The sequence below is a fragment of the Rhodococcus wratislaviensis genome (genome assembly GCF_900455735.1).
In the GTDB taxonomy this organism is placed as follows: domain Bacteria; phylum Actinomycetota; class Actinomycetes; order Mycobacteriales; family Mycobacteriaceae; genus Rhodococcus_F; species Rhodococcus_F wratislaviensis.
Genome location: NZ_UAUI01000024.1, coordinates 122,150 through 135,990 on the forward strand (window position 1 = coordinate 122,150; position 13,841 = coordinate 135,990).

General features: G+C 62.8%; 18 protein-coding genes and 1 pseudogene. 6 read left to right on the forward strand and 13 right to left on the reverse strand.

Features of this window, described 5'->3' with window-relative positions:
• Window positions 1-62: 62 nt before the first annotated feature.
• The 3 genes from DTA22_RS26260 to DTA22_RS26270 all read right to left on the reverse strand — a co-directional run bounded on the left by DTA22_RS26260 (window position 63) and on the right by DTA22_RS26270 (window position 1,517).
• A complete protein-coding gene (locus tag DTA22_RS26260; protein ID WP_112301435.1) occupies window positions 63-554 on the reverse strand; it encodes an SRPBCC family protein in 492 nt (163 codons plus the stop codon).
• Between the two features lie 385 nt (window positions 555-939).
• On the reverse strand, window positions 940-1,164 hold the full coding sequence (locus tag DTA22_RS26265) for a hypothetical protein (RefSeq protein WP_112301436.1): 225 nt from the start codon (window positions 1,162-1,164) through the stop codon (window positions 940-942).
• Window positions 1,165-1,244: 80 nt separating this feature from the next.
• Window positions 1,245-1,517: a cold-shock protein gene (locus tag DTA22_RS26270; protein WP_218027720.1), complete on the reverse strand. Its 273-nt coding sequence runs from the start codon at window positions 1,515-1,517 to the stop codon at window positions 1,245-1,247.
• A gap of 80 nt (window positions 1,518-1,597) precedes the next feature.
• On the opposite strand from DTA22_RS26270, the gene DTA22_RS26275 reads away from it, so the two are divergent.
• The 3 genes from DTA22_RS26275 to DTA22_RS26285 all read left to right on the forward strand — a co-directional run bounded on the left by DTA22_RS26275 (window position 1,598) and on the right by DTA22_RS26285 (window position 4,198).
• Window positions 1,598-2,722: a hypothetical protein gene (locus tag DTA22_RS26275; RefSeq protein WP_146777798.1), complete on the forward strand. Its 1,125-nt coding sequence runs from the start codon at window positions 1,598-1,600 to the stop codon at window positions 2,720-2,722.
• 109 nt (window positions 2,723-2,831) lie between these two features.
• A complete protein-coding gene (locus tag DTA22_RS26280) occupies window positions 2,832-3,614 on the forward strand; it encodes a hypothetical protein (RefSeq protein WP_146777799.1) in 783 nt (260 codons plus the stop codon).
• Between the two features lie 104 nt (window positions 3,615-3,718).
• Complete coding sequence (locus DTA22_RS26285) at window positions 3,719-4,198, forward strand: hypothetical protein (RefSeq protein ID WP_039951253.1); 480 nt, start codon at window positions 3,719-3,721, stop codon at window positions 4,196-4,198.
• Window positions 4,199-4,323: 125 nt separating this feature from the next.
• On the opposite strand, the gene DTA22_RS26290 is transcribed toward DTA22_RS26285, so the two are convergent.
• Both DTA22_RS26290 and DTA22_RS26295 read right to left on the reverse strand, forming a co-directional pair.
• The gene (locus DTA22_RS26290; protein ID WP_255309518.1) at window positions 4,324-4,884 is read right to left on the reverse strand and encodes a hypothetical protein; all 561 of its coding nucleotides are present in this window, start codon (window positions 4,882-4,884) and stop codon (window positions 4,324-4,326) included.
• Window positions 4,885-4,996: 112 nt separating this feature from the next.
• Window positions 4,997-5,347: a cold-shock protein gene (locus DTA22_RS26295; protein WP_112301708.1), complete on the reverse strand. Its 351-nt coding sequence runs from the start codon at window positions 5,345-5,347 to the stop codon at window positions 4,997-4,999.
• 205 nt (window positions 5,348-5,552) lie between these two features.
• Here DTA22_RS26295 and DTA22_RS26300 point away from each other — a divergent pair, with 205 nt between their 5' ends.
• A complete protein-coding gene (locus tag DTA22_RS26300) occupies window positions 5,553-6,647 on the forward strand; it encodes a hypothetical protein (RefSeq protein WP_112301439.1) in 1,095 nt (364 codons plus the stop codon).
• 142 nt (window positions 6,648-6,789) lie between these two features.
• Here the strand turns inward: DTA22_RS26300 and DTA22_RS26305 are convergent, their stop codons facing one another.
• Window positions 6,790-7,014, reverse strand: a complete 225-nt coding sequence (locus DTA22_RS26305) for a hypothetical protein (protein ID WP_112301436.1) — start codon at window positions 7,012-7,014, stop codon at window positions 6,790-6,792.
• Window positions 7,015-7,133: 119 nt separating this feature from the next.
• On the reverse strand, window positions 7,134-7,769 hold the full coding sequence (locus DTA22_RS26310; RefSeq protein WP_245973399.1) for a hypothetical protein: 636 nt from the start codon (window positions 7,767-7,769) through the stop codon (window positions 7,134-7,136).
• A 182-nt stretch (window positions 7,770-7,951) separates the two neighbouring features.
• On the opposite strand from DTA22_RS26310, the gene DTA22_RS36360 reads away from it, so the two are divergent.
• On the forward strand, window positions 7,952-8,713 hold the full coding sequence (locus DTA22_RS36360) for a hypothetical protein (RefSeq protein ID WP_245973398.1): 762 nt from the start codon (window positions 7,952-7,954) through the stop codon (window positions 8,711-8,713).
• A 124-nt stretch (window positions 8,714-8,837) separates the two neighbouring features.
• Here the strand turns inward: DTA22_RS36360 and DTA22_RS36440 are convergent, their stop codons facing one another.
• Complete coding sequence (locus DTA22_RS36440) at window positions 8,838-9,845, reverse strand: hypothetical protein (RefSeq protein ID WP_176582589.1); 1,008 nt, start codon at window positions 9,843-9,845, stop codon at window positions 8,838-8,840.
• Between the two features lie 234 nt (window positions 9,846-10,079).
• Here DTA22_RS36440 and DTA22_RS26325 point away from each other — a divergent pair, with 234 nt between their 5' ends.
• The gene (locus DTA22_RS26325) at window positions 10,080-10,841 is read left to right on the forward strand and encodes a barstar family protein (protein WP_039951252.1); all 762 of its coding nucleotides are present in this window, start codon (window positions 10,080-10,082) and stop codon (window positions 10,839-10,841) included.
• Between the two features lie 59 nt (window positions 10,842-10,900).
• On the opposite strand, the gene DTA22_RS26330 is transcribed toward DTA22_RS26325, so the two are convergent.
• The 5 genes and pseudogenes from DTA22_RS26330 to DTA22_RS26350 form a co-directional block, all read right to left on the reverse strand.
• Window positions 10,901-11,503 (reverse strand): recombinase family protein, encoded by a 603-nt coding sequence (locus DTA22_RS26330; RefSeq protein WP_007297376.1) that lies wholly within the window; start codon window positions 11,501-11,503, stop codon window positions 10,901-10,903.
• 223 nt (window positions 11,504-11,726) lie between these two features.
• Window positions 11,727-12,020: a HigA family addiction module antitoxin gene (locus DTA22_RS26335; RefSeq protein ID WP_007297375.1), complete on the reverse strand. Its 294-nt coding sequence runs from the start codon at window positions 12,018-12,020 to the stop codon at window positions 11,727-11,729.
• A gap of 58 nt (window positions 12,021-12,078) precedes the next feature.
• Window positions 12,079-12,360 (reverse strand): type II toxin-antitoxin system RelE/ParE family toxin, encoded by a 282-nt coding sequence (locus DTA22_RS26340; protein WP_112301440.1) that lies wholly within the window; start codon window positions 12,358-12,360, stop codon window positions 12,079-12,081.
• Between the two features lie 242 nt (window positions 12,361-12,602).
• Window positions 12,603-12,734, reverse strand: a complete 132-nt coding sequence (locus DTA22_RS36870) for a hypothetical protein (protein WP_009480666.1) — start codon at window positions 12,732-12,734, stop codon at window positions 12,603-12,605.
• 585 nt (window positions 12,735-13,319) lie between these two features.
• A pseudogene (locus tag DTA22_RS26350) lies at window positions 13,320-13,805 on the reverse strand (transposase); the annotation flags it as partial.
• Between the last annotated feature and the right edge of the window lie 36 nt (window positions 13,806-13,841).

Below are 13,841 nucleotides of genomic sequence, written 5' to 3' on the forward strand. Positions count from 1 at the left end.
CGAGTGCCTGTTTGACGCTCGCCTGCACATCGAGCGAGACGTCACTCCGTTGATGACGTTGATCAGTCCTTCGCTTCGCGGACGTCCTTTCCCTGCTCGGCGAACGCCTTGAAGTCCTGCATGTGCTGTTGCGACTGCTTGCGGAAGGCGCCGGGCATCAGGAGCCCCACCAGCCGCATCACGAAGCCGTTGAACCGGTATTCGCTCTCGCTCACCCAGAGCGTCATCTCCGGACCGGCTTCGGTCAGCCGTTCGCGCACGGCGCTCCACATGCCCTCGCCGACGATCTCGCGGTCGAAGTGAACGACGCTCCCCTTCGGGATCCCGCGCAGGTCTGCCGGTTCCCGACGTGTGATGGTCTCGGTGCACTCGAACTTCTGCTTCCCCATCTGCATCACGACCCGCGATGTGGTACCGACCTGCCCGTGCACCCCACTCAGCGGCTCGTGCAGCACCAGACCCCGCAGCCACTTCGGGAGGTGTGCCGAGTCGGCGAGCAGCTGTACCACTGTCTCCCGCGGCAGGGCGATCTCGGTCGAGACGGTGTACTTCATGGCGGAGCGCTCCTGGGTCCAGAGTAAAGAGGCCTACGCTAGCGGCCTCGCTTCATAGTATGAGGTCACGGCATGTTCAACGATCCCCCGGTCCGCGTGGTCACGGCGGGTGATTGTCCACCACCAAGTGCGGGCCCAGGGGCGGCACAGTTGCTCACCGCCCCTCCACTACGGCACCGGCGCGGCCGTGTCTCGCGTTTCAGGGTCTCGGAAATGATCCAATGAGAGACAACCCGATATAGCGCATAACTATCCAAACTAGTGTCCCGTTGGTCGCCCCGATTCGGAATTCCTTCACCGGACGGGGCTATCGGGACGCGTGCAGCTCAGCTCGTCCCGGTCATGGGCCGGCTCTCGGGAGTGTCGGTCGCCGTTCCTCAAACGGTTAGGAGTCGGTGCTCACGTCCGTCGTGGTCACAGCCGAGACAAAGAGCTTCCCGTTGATCACCACAATGGAATGAGAGATCGAAACGACCACTTCGTTCTCCCGCTCGAACACGATGTTGGCGAACGTCGACGTGTGGTTTGAGAGCTCACGGTGGAGATCAGTCAAGGTGTCATACGGCCCGAGTTCAAGGGTGTGGACCTCGAAGCTATGGTTCATACTCATCTCGAAGACGGTACGGCCGTACTTGCCACCAGGTACGACCTGTCGGGTCCGCTACTGGATCGTGGGCCGATCAGCGATCGTTAATCGGCTTGGACAGGTCGTACCTGAGTGGCCACGAATGCGAAGCCCTCTACCGCGCCGGTTGGCTTCTGCCACTCGAAGTCGACCTCTTGGCCAGGGTCGAGCGCTCGGAATCCATCGATTTCGACTTCACTGAAATGCACCCAGCAGCCACCGGGGGTCTGCACACAGTCGATGGCGCCCCACCCGTCTTCTCTCTTCCAGAACCGGACAACGCCCCGTGAAGTCATCTCCCGATGATGCAGGAAGTTGCGCCGGTCAGCGATCCTCATGCGGTGCGCCCACCGGCGTTTCTCATTCCGGGCAGGAGGGTCCCGCAACCATCCTCGCGGTCATACCGGATGCTTAGCCCATGCGGCAACCCAAAGCAGGTACCACCAGCAGCAAGGCAGTCCGAACTGCAACGTGGGCGGCACTGCTATCGGTTGCCGTCTCCTGCGGCACCACCCCAGACCATCCGGGGGCCATCCTCGATGATCTCCCACCAGGCGCAGTCGGTGCCGTGTCCCTCGGGCCACAGGGTCTCGAATCAACAGGCGGCCGCGCGATCGTGTTCGTGTTCGATGAGGGGGGCAACGTTCTCGGCAGACTCGAAGACGAACCGATCTATGCCAATCCTGTCTTGGCATCGAAGCAGAGCCTCGTCACAGCGTCTGGGCGAGCGGTCACCACACTCACGAGTACCTCAAGGATCGATGTCCCCGTCGATGAGGGCATCGTCGAGGCCGCAGCGAACAATCCCGAAACCGGTTCCGCAACCGTCTGGTTCAACAGTGGACGCACCAGCAATTTCGTCTCGGTCGACGCCGACGGCCAAACCCGCACGGGAAGCGTGCAGGGAATGGTACGAACGGCAACCTATTGCGGAGACCGCCAGTTCGCCGTCGTACGCGACATCATCCCCACCGGGGAGATGACCAAACACCGGTTGTACGAGCTTCCGCCGGGTGGCGGGCTCGTCGTGCGTGGGGAATGGGACCTTCCCGTCGGCGTTGGACCAGCGTCGCGGAACCCCGCCTGCGCTGCTGACGGACAATCGATTCTTGCCCTGTGGAGGATGCCCGACCTGGCGCTGGTCCGCATCGATGTTTCGGACGGTTCGCAGTCCGAAACCGTTCTCGACATGCCTGGGTTCGCGCAGAACGCCTGGGGGACGACCGCGGTCGTCGGTGATCGGCTGTACTGGCTCAATCAGGACGGGCAGGTCCTGTCCGTTTCCACTACGGGCCCTTCGGCGGTGGCTCTGGAATGGGCGATTCCCGACCCGGACAAGACCACCACAACGGTCAGCGGAACAACCGTCACCGTGGTCAACTACCGAGGCCGGCCGGTGTTCTCTCAGCACGACTTGATCACCGGGAACCAGACGCGTGATCCGATTGAACTGCCCTGGCTCGAATCCATTGTCGGTTCACCGGCCGGAAACACCCTCTATTCGATCGCGGATGTCACCACACTGGAAGAACAGCCCCAGTAGAGGATCGTCATCCGGCTCCGCTGGGCGGTTTGCTGACAGCGAGCGCTGCGACACTATGGCTATGACGTCTGATCTTGCGGTCAACCTCCTGGACACGTTCCCCGGCCGCATGTTGATCGATTGGTGGGGAGAGTGGCGCGCACTGCACCCAGAGTTCTCCTCCGCTGGGCAGTACGCCGCCTCGATCGACACCGAGGACTACTCGGGCCGCGTAGCGATGGTCCTTCACATGTATCTGTACGGCGGCGACTTCCAAGATGTCATCGACCTCGACACCTCCGACCCCGACATCGTGGAGATGAGCGAGGCCGTCGCAGCCGCACTCTCCTCACCGAACAGGGAAACACTGCTCTCCCCACAAAGTCATCACGGCAACCTCACCGAGTTCCGCACACTAAGCGTCGCTAACCGCCACCGACCCAGCGCTTTACCGGACGGCGCCTTCTGGACGGCGACGAAGTTTGCTTGCGGAAACGATGCCTGGCTGCTCCACGGCGAACACGACGGAGAACGCAGTCCCCTGCGCTACGACGTTCATTTCGATCCCGCCAAGGCGCGGATCGCGCGGGTCGATTCGGCGCCCGCATGGGAGGCGCTGCTGAAGGCGCATCCCCGCGAGCGTGAGGGGACCGTGTTTCCCGATTGGCCGTCGATCGCCCAGGAGTGGGACGCGGTCCGCGTATCGCTCAGTGGACTGCTCTGCGCCGAACCGCTGATATCGCAAGTGCCCTACACCGGAGAAGATCCCAGCGGATATACCCACTGCCAGTCCGGCCCCTACGTCGGCGTCGCCGAATGGGCCGTTCCGAGCACAGCCTGGCTTCGTCCGTCAGCCCATATGAGGGTCGAGCCAACTGCCCCTGCAGGAGGGCAAGCGATCGATGACCGGTGAGCGATCAGTGAGTGGGAATCGATGCCTTCGACGGTTCACCTACTGAAGCTGACATAGTGGGTTAGTACAACCGACCAGCAGCCTCTCGCGTGCAAAGGATTCCGATGACGTCTCGGCTCGTTCCGGTGCTACTCGCGGGAGCGGCGGTTACCGCAGGTCTGCTAACTTCTTGCGGCTCGGACAACGAGGGCGACGATTCACCCGCATCAGCAACGGGCGTGGAGGCAACAGCCTTCGCAGCAGCTGCCCCCGAGGTTCCGGCTACCGCGGACCCGACACCGGCGGAGTTGACTGCCCTCGTCCAGACCGCCCTCGATTACGACGTTCGGTTGGCCGATCGTGTGAAGCTATTCCAGGGGGTGAGCGAGAACGATCCGGCGCTCGCCCAACGCTTCGTCCAGGAGAAACTGACGGTCGAGTTCACCTCAGTTACCAGCACCGGTGAGGGCGAAGTATCCGCCCGTGGGCAGGTCACCGTCGACGGAAATCCGCCTGGTGACGTGGGCCCGGTAACGTTCGTCGCCGAGGACGGCACCTGGAAGATCGCCCGCAGTTGGGCCTGCCCAATCACCGGCGCCTGTTAGCGAACTCCAGTGGGTCCGGTGACCGGTTGCCAATCGTTGAGCGGTCTCTGATCGGACCTGCAAGGTGCGCACCCGTCCCGATAGCGGATCGGGACCGGCCATCGCCCTGACTGACCTCGTCTTCGCTACTGAGATGTCGTTACTGCCAGATCCACGAGGACGCCGACCTCTCGGACCCTAGGGTCAGGGCAGTCCTGCGATGGAATCCGGAAGCCGGTCTGCCCTTCTGGCACAGGCCCTAGCGTGTCGGTCCATCCTTCGGTGCTTCTGCCTTCTGCGTCCGGCGAGCTGGTACGCGTGATCAGTTGGCACCTGGCTACTGTCCCGGCTACCTGGGCCTCAGATGGAAGTACCTCGGGCCAGTCGGCTTCGAACGACCCGACAAGTTGCGCTGTGCCCTCGTAGAGCCGGGTCGATAGGAAGTACGCACGCCACCCGTCACCATGCACCATCATCGAGTACGTCCCCGGGTGGACCTGTCCGTTGGGGTCGGTCCATTCCGCTGAGAGCCTGCCCTCGTTCAGCGGTTCGACGAGTGCTACGACATCGTTGGAGGCCTCCGGGTTGATCCACGGTTGAGCTTCGTAGAACTGAAGCGTGTAGTCGACGCGGTCACCTACCTGCGGGATGCCGACTATCCCGTCCATGATCAGCTCCTCAGGCACGATGATCCGTAACGTCGTCACCCACCTCATCTTGCCCGGGCCGCGCCACGGGTAGGGAACAAAATGTCACCGGGACGAAGTGGCGTCCCAGCGCATGCCGGCGGCAGTCGGCCCTCGCTCCGTAAGCGGACCGTTAATCGGCTTGGACAGGTCGTACCTGAGTGGCCACGAATGCGAAGCCCTCTACCGGGCCGGTTGGCTTCTGCCACTCGAAGTCGACCTCTTGGCCAGGGTCGAGCGCTCGGAATCCATCGATTTCGACTTCACTGAAATGCACCCAGCAGCCACCCGGCGTCTGCACACAGTCGATGGCGCCCCACCCATCTTCTCTCTTCCAGAACCGGACAACGCCCCGTGAAGTCATCTCCCGATGATGCAGGAGATTGCGCCGGTCAGCGATCCTTTCCGGGACAGCTATCGCGGGCTCTGACCGTCGCGGTATTCTTCGGCGCAAGGTGGCCCCGCGCCCGATGGCGTCGTCCATCGGTTCGTCGAGTGCGTGGGGTGTGACGATGATCGCCGAAACGGCTAATCGCACTCTTGCTGTGTTCGTCCCTGGATGGGTTCTCGATGACCGCTCGCTCACACCACCCGCTCGCGGTGACGTCGTCGAAGTCGTGCTGACCTTCCACCCCACCGGCCAAACACCCTCACCATGTGGGCAAACCGTGCGGGCAACCGTCCGGCCGGTGTTCGGGCACACCCCCTACAACCACCCGGAGGGTGGACTGCGGTGGCCGCTCGAGGCAATCGGAGACGGATGGTCCGCCGAGTGGTTGTCCGACCGGCCCCTGACGGGACGAGTCGAACTCACCGGAAGACTCGTCGTCGGTATCTCCTGGACGGGGTCCGACAATCCCGTACTGGTTCGCGGCAGGGTTCGACGGGTCCAGCTTGTCGAACAGCGCATCGAACACACCGGCAGTGGATTGCGCGCCGTGGACGGCACCGAAAGACTGACCGTGGTCGAGTCCACCCCGCACCGCTTCTGGTCGAACTGGGAGACCCCCTCGACCGAGGACCACTTCCAAGGGACCGGAGTGCTAGTGGACCTGGACCTCGACGACGTACCGGTCACCAAGATGGAGTTCGTCGCCGGCGCAGTCTCCGTAGACGGACCCGACGTGTGGGTGATGGATCGGTCGAATCCTTTCCTGCTGCACATTGATACAGGGTCGACACCACCACGAATCGTCGAGTATCTGTTGCCGCTGACGATCGAGCCACCGAAAAACCAGTGGACCCGCAAGGTCCACGCCGACCGCGACGGGTGCTGGATCACCTCCCGACACGAGGTGTTCCGGTGCGACCGTGCCGGGGACGGGACGGTGACCATTGAACGCGTCTGCGCCGACGGCGGTAGCAGCGTCATCGTCGACGGGCGACTGTTCCTGGTCGGCTCCACGCATCCGACGCTGCGCCATGACCGCCGATACGGTGTCGTTCGCGTCGATCCCGATGCACACCCGGTGCGGATGCTCGATGACGAGCGGCAGTTCATCCCGGTCGATGATCCGGCAACCGTTGCCCGGGTGACGGCTCAGAGGCGACGTGCCGACACGGCGCGCGGCGCCGACGACACCGAATGGGTCGCCGTCGTCGAACTCACCGCGCAGTCTCCGGACGGCACGCGCCGGCGAGTCGATCTCGATGTGCGTACACGTGGCACGGTGCACTGGATGCAGCCGGATCCGTATGCCGATCCAGCAAACGCGGACATCATGGCGAGAATCTCGGTGCCGATGCCACGTCCGCGGCTGCCGGACGAGACGGCGGGCCAGTGACTCTGTTTTCTACGCTCTTTCTGGGAACGCCGTCCGGTCGGCGAACCTGCACCGGGACGAAATCGGCGCCCAGCGCGCACTCACAAGGGGCAGCGCTCGTCCCGAAAAGCGGATCTCGTCCCGCTGGTGGTTCCTCAAACGGTTAGGAGTCGGTGCTCACGTCCGTCGTGGTCACAGCCGAGACAAAGAGCTTCCCGTTGATCACCACAATGGAATGAGAGATCGAAACGACCACTTCGTTCTCCCGCTCGAACACGATGTTGGCGAACGTCGACGTGTGGTTTGAGAGCTCACGGTGGAGATCAGTCAAGGTGTCATACGGCCCGAGTTCAAGGGTGTGGACCTCGAAGCTATGGTTCATACTCATCTCGAAGACGGTACGGCCGTACTTGCCACCAGGTACGACCTGTCGAGTCCGCTACTGGATCGTGGGCCGATCAGCGATCGATGACCGGTCACCGATCGGCGAAAGGGGACCGCGGGCATTCAGGACAACGAACGAGCCCAACTGACTGACTCGAACAGATCCCGCATGCTGTGTTCCTGGCTGTCACGGGTGCCGGGATCGGACACCCACGTCTTGTACAAACGCGGAGCAGCGCGGTTGATCTGCACCTCCCGCGAGTTGTACGCATCATCCACAGACAGCGGGCCCACTCCCGCAATTTGCCCTGCACACAGAACCGGGTGAAGCAGGCCGTCCGTCACACGGGAAGACAGGAGACGCACCCAAACGTTCATGCCGGCTTCCCGCCGGTCCATCCGCGGCGCCCCGAGAGGATCGAGAATCGCCCATCGACGTTCGGCGCGGTTCTCATGGGTAAGACCCGACGTCGCATCGAGAACGATTCGACCGACTCGGGTATCGAGACTGTGGGCGAACTCGATCGGCTCCCGGGCGATGGCCTTGCTGAAGTACTCGAGTTGGTCCAACCCGGAGCGCGGCCCACCTTCTCTGAGGGGGTAGCCGGACAGATCCATCAGAAGGTTGTCGACGGCGTCCCGGAGAAACGGATCCTGACCAGATGGTGTTCGCAGCCGACGTGCCTCGGCGAGGCTGATAACGCCCTGCAGGAGAAGTTTTTCCACCATTCGCTGATCCTCACGCATCAACCAGCTCATGCCACTCCAGCGGGATCGATCTCGGTGCGCGCCCCCATCGCCACAGTGTAAGAGCCGACAGGTATCGGCACTTCCGATAGCCGAACGCCAATCAAGGCACCGGATGAGGATACCCTTTCGGTCAGCATCTGTGTCCGATCAATGGCAGTACAGAGCCCTGACGCCTGTGGTGCCATGGACCCATGGCACGAGATCCCGACCCGACTGACGATCGGGACTGGCAAGAGCGCGGCCTGCGGATGGCAGCCGATGTCGAGCCCGGGATGTGGATCGTCAAGCACGTGCACCGGTTCAACGAACACGCCATTGCGTCCCTGGTGCCTCCGGTGTTCGCCTCGTACGCCCGAATCTTCCATCCTGCAATGACCATTGACGGCGATCCGATCCGCTGGGCTGACGTCGCTGCCGCCAACGGCACCACGGCGCATCCCGTCATGGAGTGGGGATCGCTTGTGGGAAGCTGGCGCACCCCTGAACAACCGGGGGTATGGCAGGAGGCGCCGGAGCGAGGATCACTGCCGCCTCGGACTGCACGCGCCGTGGTCGGTGTACTCCGACGCTTCACCCGGACACCCGATACCTGCTGGTTTGCCCACTGGGAAGGATCCGGCCGCATCACCGCTCCCGAACACTATCCGCGGCTGCCGATGCCCAGCCGAGAGCACATGGTCCTGTTTTCTGGAGACATCGATCTCGCGGACACTCAATTCGGTGGCGGCATGCTGGGGATGAGTGCGCACCTATGGTGGCCCGAGGATCGCGCATGGTGCGTGGCGACCGACATCGACCTCATGACGACCTACCTCGGTGCGTCAGCCGAATGTGTCGAGGCCGTACTCTCCGCCCCTGAACTTGAAGCACTCCCCGCGACCCCCGATCAGAAGATCACGTGGGACAGCGACACCATCAACCCGTTGCCCGGAAGCCCATCGTCGGGATCCTGACCTATGCCGCGGTGCGCACCGGTCCACCCGTACGGCGAGGACCGCCGACCGGTCAACGATGGATAACCGGAGAGAAGCTGGCGTCGTCGTTCATTGAGTTTTGGTTCCGACCTCAACTTGAGGGTCACTTCGTGCGGCCTCGTCCGGGTGGATCGATCTTCCGTTGCCGGTCGACCGGCTCTTCGGGGTGCAAGGACCTCTGGAGGAGACGAATCGCCTCGTCGTCGAGGTCGAGATTGATGCCGCCGGCCGCCCAGTCCCAGTCTGGTGTCGACCAAACATAGTGGAGGGGACCCCAATTCGGCGTCCACCCGTCTTCGCTGCGCGGACGCCGAGACAGCAATGTGTCGTGATTGAAGGCGTCGAATGCTCCCGTCTCGGGGTCCCGGAAGGGAAAACTGTCGGGAGTGAAGTCCACCGGGACTCGGGTACCGATCGGCGACGCAGTGACCGCCTCAGAGAACCAGGCCGCGTGTTCGCGCTGCACCGTGAGGTGCTGGTCCTTCAGCCTCCGTTGATACTCCTCCGGCGTATAGACCGGTCCGTCCCAGCCGAAAAGTCCGTCGTCGAAGTCCTCGCCGACGACGAGATCGACGAACTGCGCCCCTTGGCCGGCATGCTCGGAGCGGTAGCCGAGCATCTGTCCGGATGCGGTATCGACCCAGATCCGCAACGGGTAAGGCTTGTGGGGCGGTGGTGCCAGCTCGACCGTCCAGCACTCTCGGTCGGCGAACTCGGTTTCTTCCACCGGGCCGGTGGGGGTGGTGAAGTCATCGCCGGACCAGTCGGCGGCGCTACGCCGTTGCAGCAAGAACTGGTTCGACCCCAGATAGTGGACACGATCTGGTGGGCCGGTTCGAGGTCGTTCGGAATCGGCGGTGAAGTCCCACGCCTGGATACCGTCGGTGACGAAGGTCAATCGTCCGTCGACGCGCTCGACGCGGAGCCGGTTGCCATGCCGCCACACTCGGCAACCGTCGCCGGTGACAACGAGCATCGGACTCGGCCCGCTCGACGCCCCTCCTGCGAAGCCTTCGGTGTACCCGTCCGGGCGCACTTCCCGGATGGTGCCGCGAATGGGCAGTTCAGGGCCGGTGGTGAGTGCTTTCAGAACCTCGATCCATGCCGTCATGCGGTGAGCGTAAGCCAGGTTTCCCCGGTCGGGACCACCTTCGGCGAGTCCGACCACGGACGAAGACGTTCACCCGTTCCTGCGAAAGTCGGACCCGATCAGCGATCCGCTTTCGGAACGAGCGCGACCGCGGCCAGGCAATCGATGGGCGTGGAGCTTTCGGCTTCGGTCGGATGATCTTCGGAAGATGACGGATCGCCCCCGACCGGGTGCACTCCCGCCTACCGTGGGTTGATGAGCAGCGACCCTGATGCAGACCAGGTCACGCGGCTATTGGGTGAGCGGGATCGGCTGCTGAGTGATGTCAGAGAACTCGAGGATCGGCTGGAGACATCAGGACGGAGACTCGATGACGTAGCCGCAGAGATTTCCTCCCTCCTCCGCCGTTCTCGGACTGGTGATTCTTTCTGGGCGAACGTCGAAAGTCGGTTGGCTGAGACCTTTGCGGGCCTTGCTGCCCAGCTCGGAACCTCCGATCCAGCCTTCCCCTGGATCAAGGTCTACCCGAACATGCCGCCTGTCCGTGATGCCGTGATGGGTGCATGCCTTGACCGCGAAGAGCCGGCTACTCACTTCGTCACGATCCAAGGCGTTCGGTGCAGAACTCTCCCGGACTTTGCTCGAACATGGGGCGATGCCCTCGAGTTTCCGAGCTACTACGGAGCGGATGGAATCGGCTCGTTCGAGGAGTGCTTTCGAGATCTCGTGGATATCACGCATGGAGGCATCGGCAGCCGATATCGCGACCGACCGGGACGCCCGGTGAAACGGGTCGTGATTTCTGTTGCGGATGCTCAAGACGTTCTTCGAGATGACACTGTCATTGGCCCAGCGAAGATCATCCGGATCATCGACAAGTTGATCTCCGAGATTCCGCGACGATGCGATCTCCGTGTCATCTACTACCTCGGCGAAGACGTCCAACCCAAACAACTCCACACACAGGTCGGTCTCGTCTATCCCCACGAGCACGTCTACGACTACCCGGCGGAGTAACCATCCCAGAGAGCGATCGTCCGCCGGTATGGGACCGGCGGACATTCCAGCGGGGATGGCTAGGTGTTGAAATCTGAGAGAGCGTCACGCTGAGCCCGGTGGGCGCTGCGTTCGATGGCCCGGTACACCGTCGACCGGCCCACCGAGAACAGATCGGCCAGTTCAGCGGTCGAGTACTCGCCTGACACGTGAAGCTCGACCAGGTGCCGTTCCTGGCGTGGGTTGAGCTTCGGCTTCTTGCCCTTCAGGTGTCCCTTCGCCTTCGCGATCCGCATCCCCTCCCTCGTTCGTGCCCGAATCAGGTCGCCCTCGAACTCGGCGACCATCGCCAGGACGTTGAACAACAGGCGACCGACCGGGTCGGTGGGATCGTGCAACGAGGCTCCGATCTGCAGACACGCGTGCCGAGCGGTGAGCTCGTCGACGATGTCCCGAGCATCGGGCAACGAACGGGCCAGGCGATCCAACTTGGTCACCACGAGGGTGTCGGTGTTCCGGCACGCTGCAAGGGCGTTCTGCAGTCCTGGCCGTTGACGATTGGTGCCGGTCAAGCCGTGATCGACGTAGATCCGTTCCGGTGAGACCCCGAGCCCGAGCAGTGCGTGCTGCTGTGTGGTCAGGTCTTGCTGATCGGTGGACACTCGTGCATACCCGATGTACATCGCTGATTCCCATCTCTCGAACGCACAACGCCGGCGGCGCAGTGCTTGGGACTCCACGGTCAAACATCATCGGCAAGGGCAGGCCAGGACCGCTGCCCGGAGCTGATGCCGTTGGTGCATTGGCCTTCCAGGCCCGGCATGGCTCAGCCTTCGAACGATTCATCCCGGTGATCGTTCCGTCCGGTGCGGCGGGCAATCACACCGACGGTCCCCTTCTGCCTCTCTATGCCGAGAGACGCGTGATCTTGGCGAGGGCGTCGCCTATCTTGTCGGCCGCAAGGTCGAGCTCGTAGCGGTCCTGGATATTGAGCCAGAACTGCGCACTGTTGCCGAACGCCTTGGCCAGCCGCAACGCGGTGTCTGCGGTGATCGACCGCTTGCCGAGCACGATCTCGTTGATCCGTCGGGGCGGAACACCGATGATCGTGGCTAGGCGGTTCTGCGTGATGCCGAACGGCTCGAGGAAGTCCTCGCGGAGGATCTCGCCGGGGTGAATTGGGCTCAGGTCTGTAGTCATTGTCGGTGTTCCTTTGTCGATTCTGTGGTCGGATGGAGCGTCGGCTCCCCTCTGGTGGTTAGTGATAGTCGGTGATCTCCACGTCGTATGCGGCGGTGGCGCGCCAGATGAAACAGATGCGGTACTGATCATTGATCCGAACGCTGTACTGGCCCAACCGGTCCCCGGAGAGCTTCTCCAGGCGGTTGCCTGGGGGCACCCTCAGGTCGTTGACGTCGGTGGCAGCCTCGATCAACAGGAGGCGCCGGCGCGCGATCCGCTGAATGTCCTGCGGGAGCTTCTTCGAGAACTGTCGGTGATAGACCCGCTCGGTCTCTTTGTCGGCGAACGACTCGATCACTCCACGAGTATAACGCACTGCGTTAATAACGTGAAACGTTATGCTCCGTGGAGAGTGGCGGCGCGTCTCCAGCGGTGCTCCAATTGGCCATCCGCTGGCGGGAGCTGCGGAGGCTCAAAATCTCACTCGGTCAGCAGCAACGGCCGAGCGCATACGACCGATCTTGCTCGGTCCGAACTGCGCGGCCGGGATGTCCACCAGGTCCAGACGCTGGCGGCTACGGGTGCGGCATCGCTCGATCCTCAGCTGCCTCCGAGGATGATTCCCGCCCGCGAAAGCTGGCCCATTACATCGATCAGCCAGAAAGTTACTGCGGGCGGAAATGGGGACCAGAAGTTCCAGCTGTCTCCTGCCAGATGAATGAAGCTGTCCATCTGAATCACCTTCTACGAGCGACGGCTGGCGAAGTCGTCGGGGAGCACGGCCAACGATATTCGACATCCGACGGCCGACAGCCCGGAACAAGGATGAGAAGGGAGCGGCACGCCAATGGTGACGGTCTTCGATGACGGATCCCTTTCCGACCAGCGGCAGGTATTGCAGAGCTGGATTGGTGCGCACGACACCCCGCCTCGTCACCGAGGCAACAGCGTCGAGACGGGCCTGGCGTGCAATCAGGCTAATGACACGGGCGGGCAGCTCGGACGCGCGAAGATGGCGTTATGCCGATCCAGGACTTGTGGAATCAGGACAGTTTGGTGTGGCACTTTGGCTTGTTCGACGGAGGCCCCGCGATCGGGTCTGATCACGACGTCGAGGCGCCGCAGGTATGGGTGCGTGCACTCGAAGCCTGTAAGTCTCTGAGGGATCCCTCACCGGACGTCCACACAAGGAGTGGGGAGACGCGCCATCGGAACAACCGATTTGCTCCTCGGGGGCGTTCAGTTCGGTTGTCCGCCATCAAGGTCAAGTCCCGTGAGGTGGTGTACGACATCGTCGCGTGAGTCTTCGTCGGGTGGTTATGCGGTCAGTGCCGCTTGAGTCACCTCCTGAGTGGATTCGGTGGCGGTGCCGTCGGGGTGGACACCGCGGGAGCGGGCCAGCACGTCGAGCCCGAGATAGCGGCGGCCTTCGATCCACTCGTCATGCTGCTCGGCGAGTACCGCGCCGACAAGCCGAATCAGGGCGGTGCGATCGGGGAAGATCCCGACCACGTCGGTTCTGCGCCGGATCTCCTTGTTGAGCCGTTCCTGGGGATTGTTCGACCAGATCTGACGCCAGATCTGCTTCGGGAAGCCGGTGAACGCGAGCAGATCCGGGCGAGCCGCGTCGAGATGGTCGGCGACCTTCGGAAGCTTCTCCGACAAGGCGTCGATCACTCGATCATATTGAGCATGAACGGAATCGGCGTCCGGCTGGTCGTAAACGGAGTGCAGGAGCGCACGCACCCAGGGCCACGAATTCTTCGGTGTCTGGGACATGAGATTGGTCGAATAATGTGACTGTAAGGTAATAACATGGTGTTTTGCGGTTTGAGTCGG

Excerpts from the sequence above, each read along its gene's own strand:
- DTA22_RS36440 (WP_176582589.1), bottom strand. The coding sequence starts at position 9,845 with ATGACGGCATGGATCGAGGTTCTGAAAGCACTCACCACCGGCCCTGAA.
- DTA22_RS26335 (WP_007297375.1), bottom strand. The coding sequence starts at position 12,020 with ATGACTACAGACCTGAGCCCAATTCACCCCGGCGAGATCCTCCGCGAG.
- DTA22_RS26310 (WP_245973399.1), bottom strand. The coding sequence starts at position 7,769 with ATGAGCTGGTTGATGCGTGAGGATCAGCGAATGGTGGAAAAACTTCTC.
- DTA22_RS26270 (WP_218027720.1), bottom strand. The coding sequence starts at position 1,517 with ATGAGGATCGCTGACCGGCGCAACTTCCTGCATCATCGGGAGATGACT.
- DTA22_RS26265 (WP_112301436.1), bottom strand. The coding sequence starts at position 1,164 with ATGAGTATGAACCATAGCTTCGAGGTCCACACCCTTGAACTCGGGCCG.
- DTA22_RS36360 (WP_245973398.1), top strand. The coding sequence starts at position 7,952 with ATGGCACGAGATCCCGACCCGACTGACGATCGGGACTGGCAAGAGCGC.
- DTA22_RS26275 (WP_146777798.1), top strand. The coding sequence starts at position 1,598 with ATGCGGCAACCCAAAGCAGGTACCACCAGCAGCAAGGCAGTCCGAACT.
- DTA22_RS26295 (WP_112301708.1), bottom strand. The coding sequence starts at position 5,347 with ATGGACGACGCCATCGGGCGCGGGGCCACCTTGCGCCGAAGAATACCG.
- DTA22_RS36870 (WP_009480666.1), bottom strand. The coding sequence starts at position 12,734 with ATGGACAGCTTCATTCATCTGGCAGGAGACAGCTGGAACTTCTGGTCC.
- DTA22_RS26285 (WP_039951253.1), top strand. The coding sequence starts at position 3,719 with ATGACGTCTCGGCTCGTTCCGGTGCTACTCGCGGGAGCGGCGGTTACC.
- DTA22_RS26280 (WP_146777799.1), top strand. The coding sequence starts at position 2,832 with ATGTTGATCGATTGGTGGGGAGAGTGGCGCGCACTGCACCCAGAGTTC.
- DTA22_RS26260 (WP_112301435.1), bottom strand. The coding sequence starts at position 554 with ATGAAGTACACCGTCTCGACCGAGATCGCCCTGCCGCGGGAGACAGTG.
- DTA22_RS26325 (WP_039951252.1), top strand. The coding sequence starts at position 10,080 with ATGAGCAGCGACCCTGATGCAGACCAGGTCACGCGGCTATTGGGTGAG.
- DTA22_RS26330 (WP_007297376.1), bottom strand. The coding sequence starts at position 11,503 with ATGTACATCGGGTATGCACGAGTGTCCACCGATCAGCAAGACCTGACC.
- DTA22_RS26305 (WP_112301436.1), bottom strand. The coding sequence starts at position 7,014 with ATGAGTATGAACCATAGCTTCGAGGTCCACACCCTTGAACTCGGGCCG.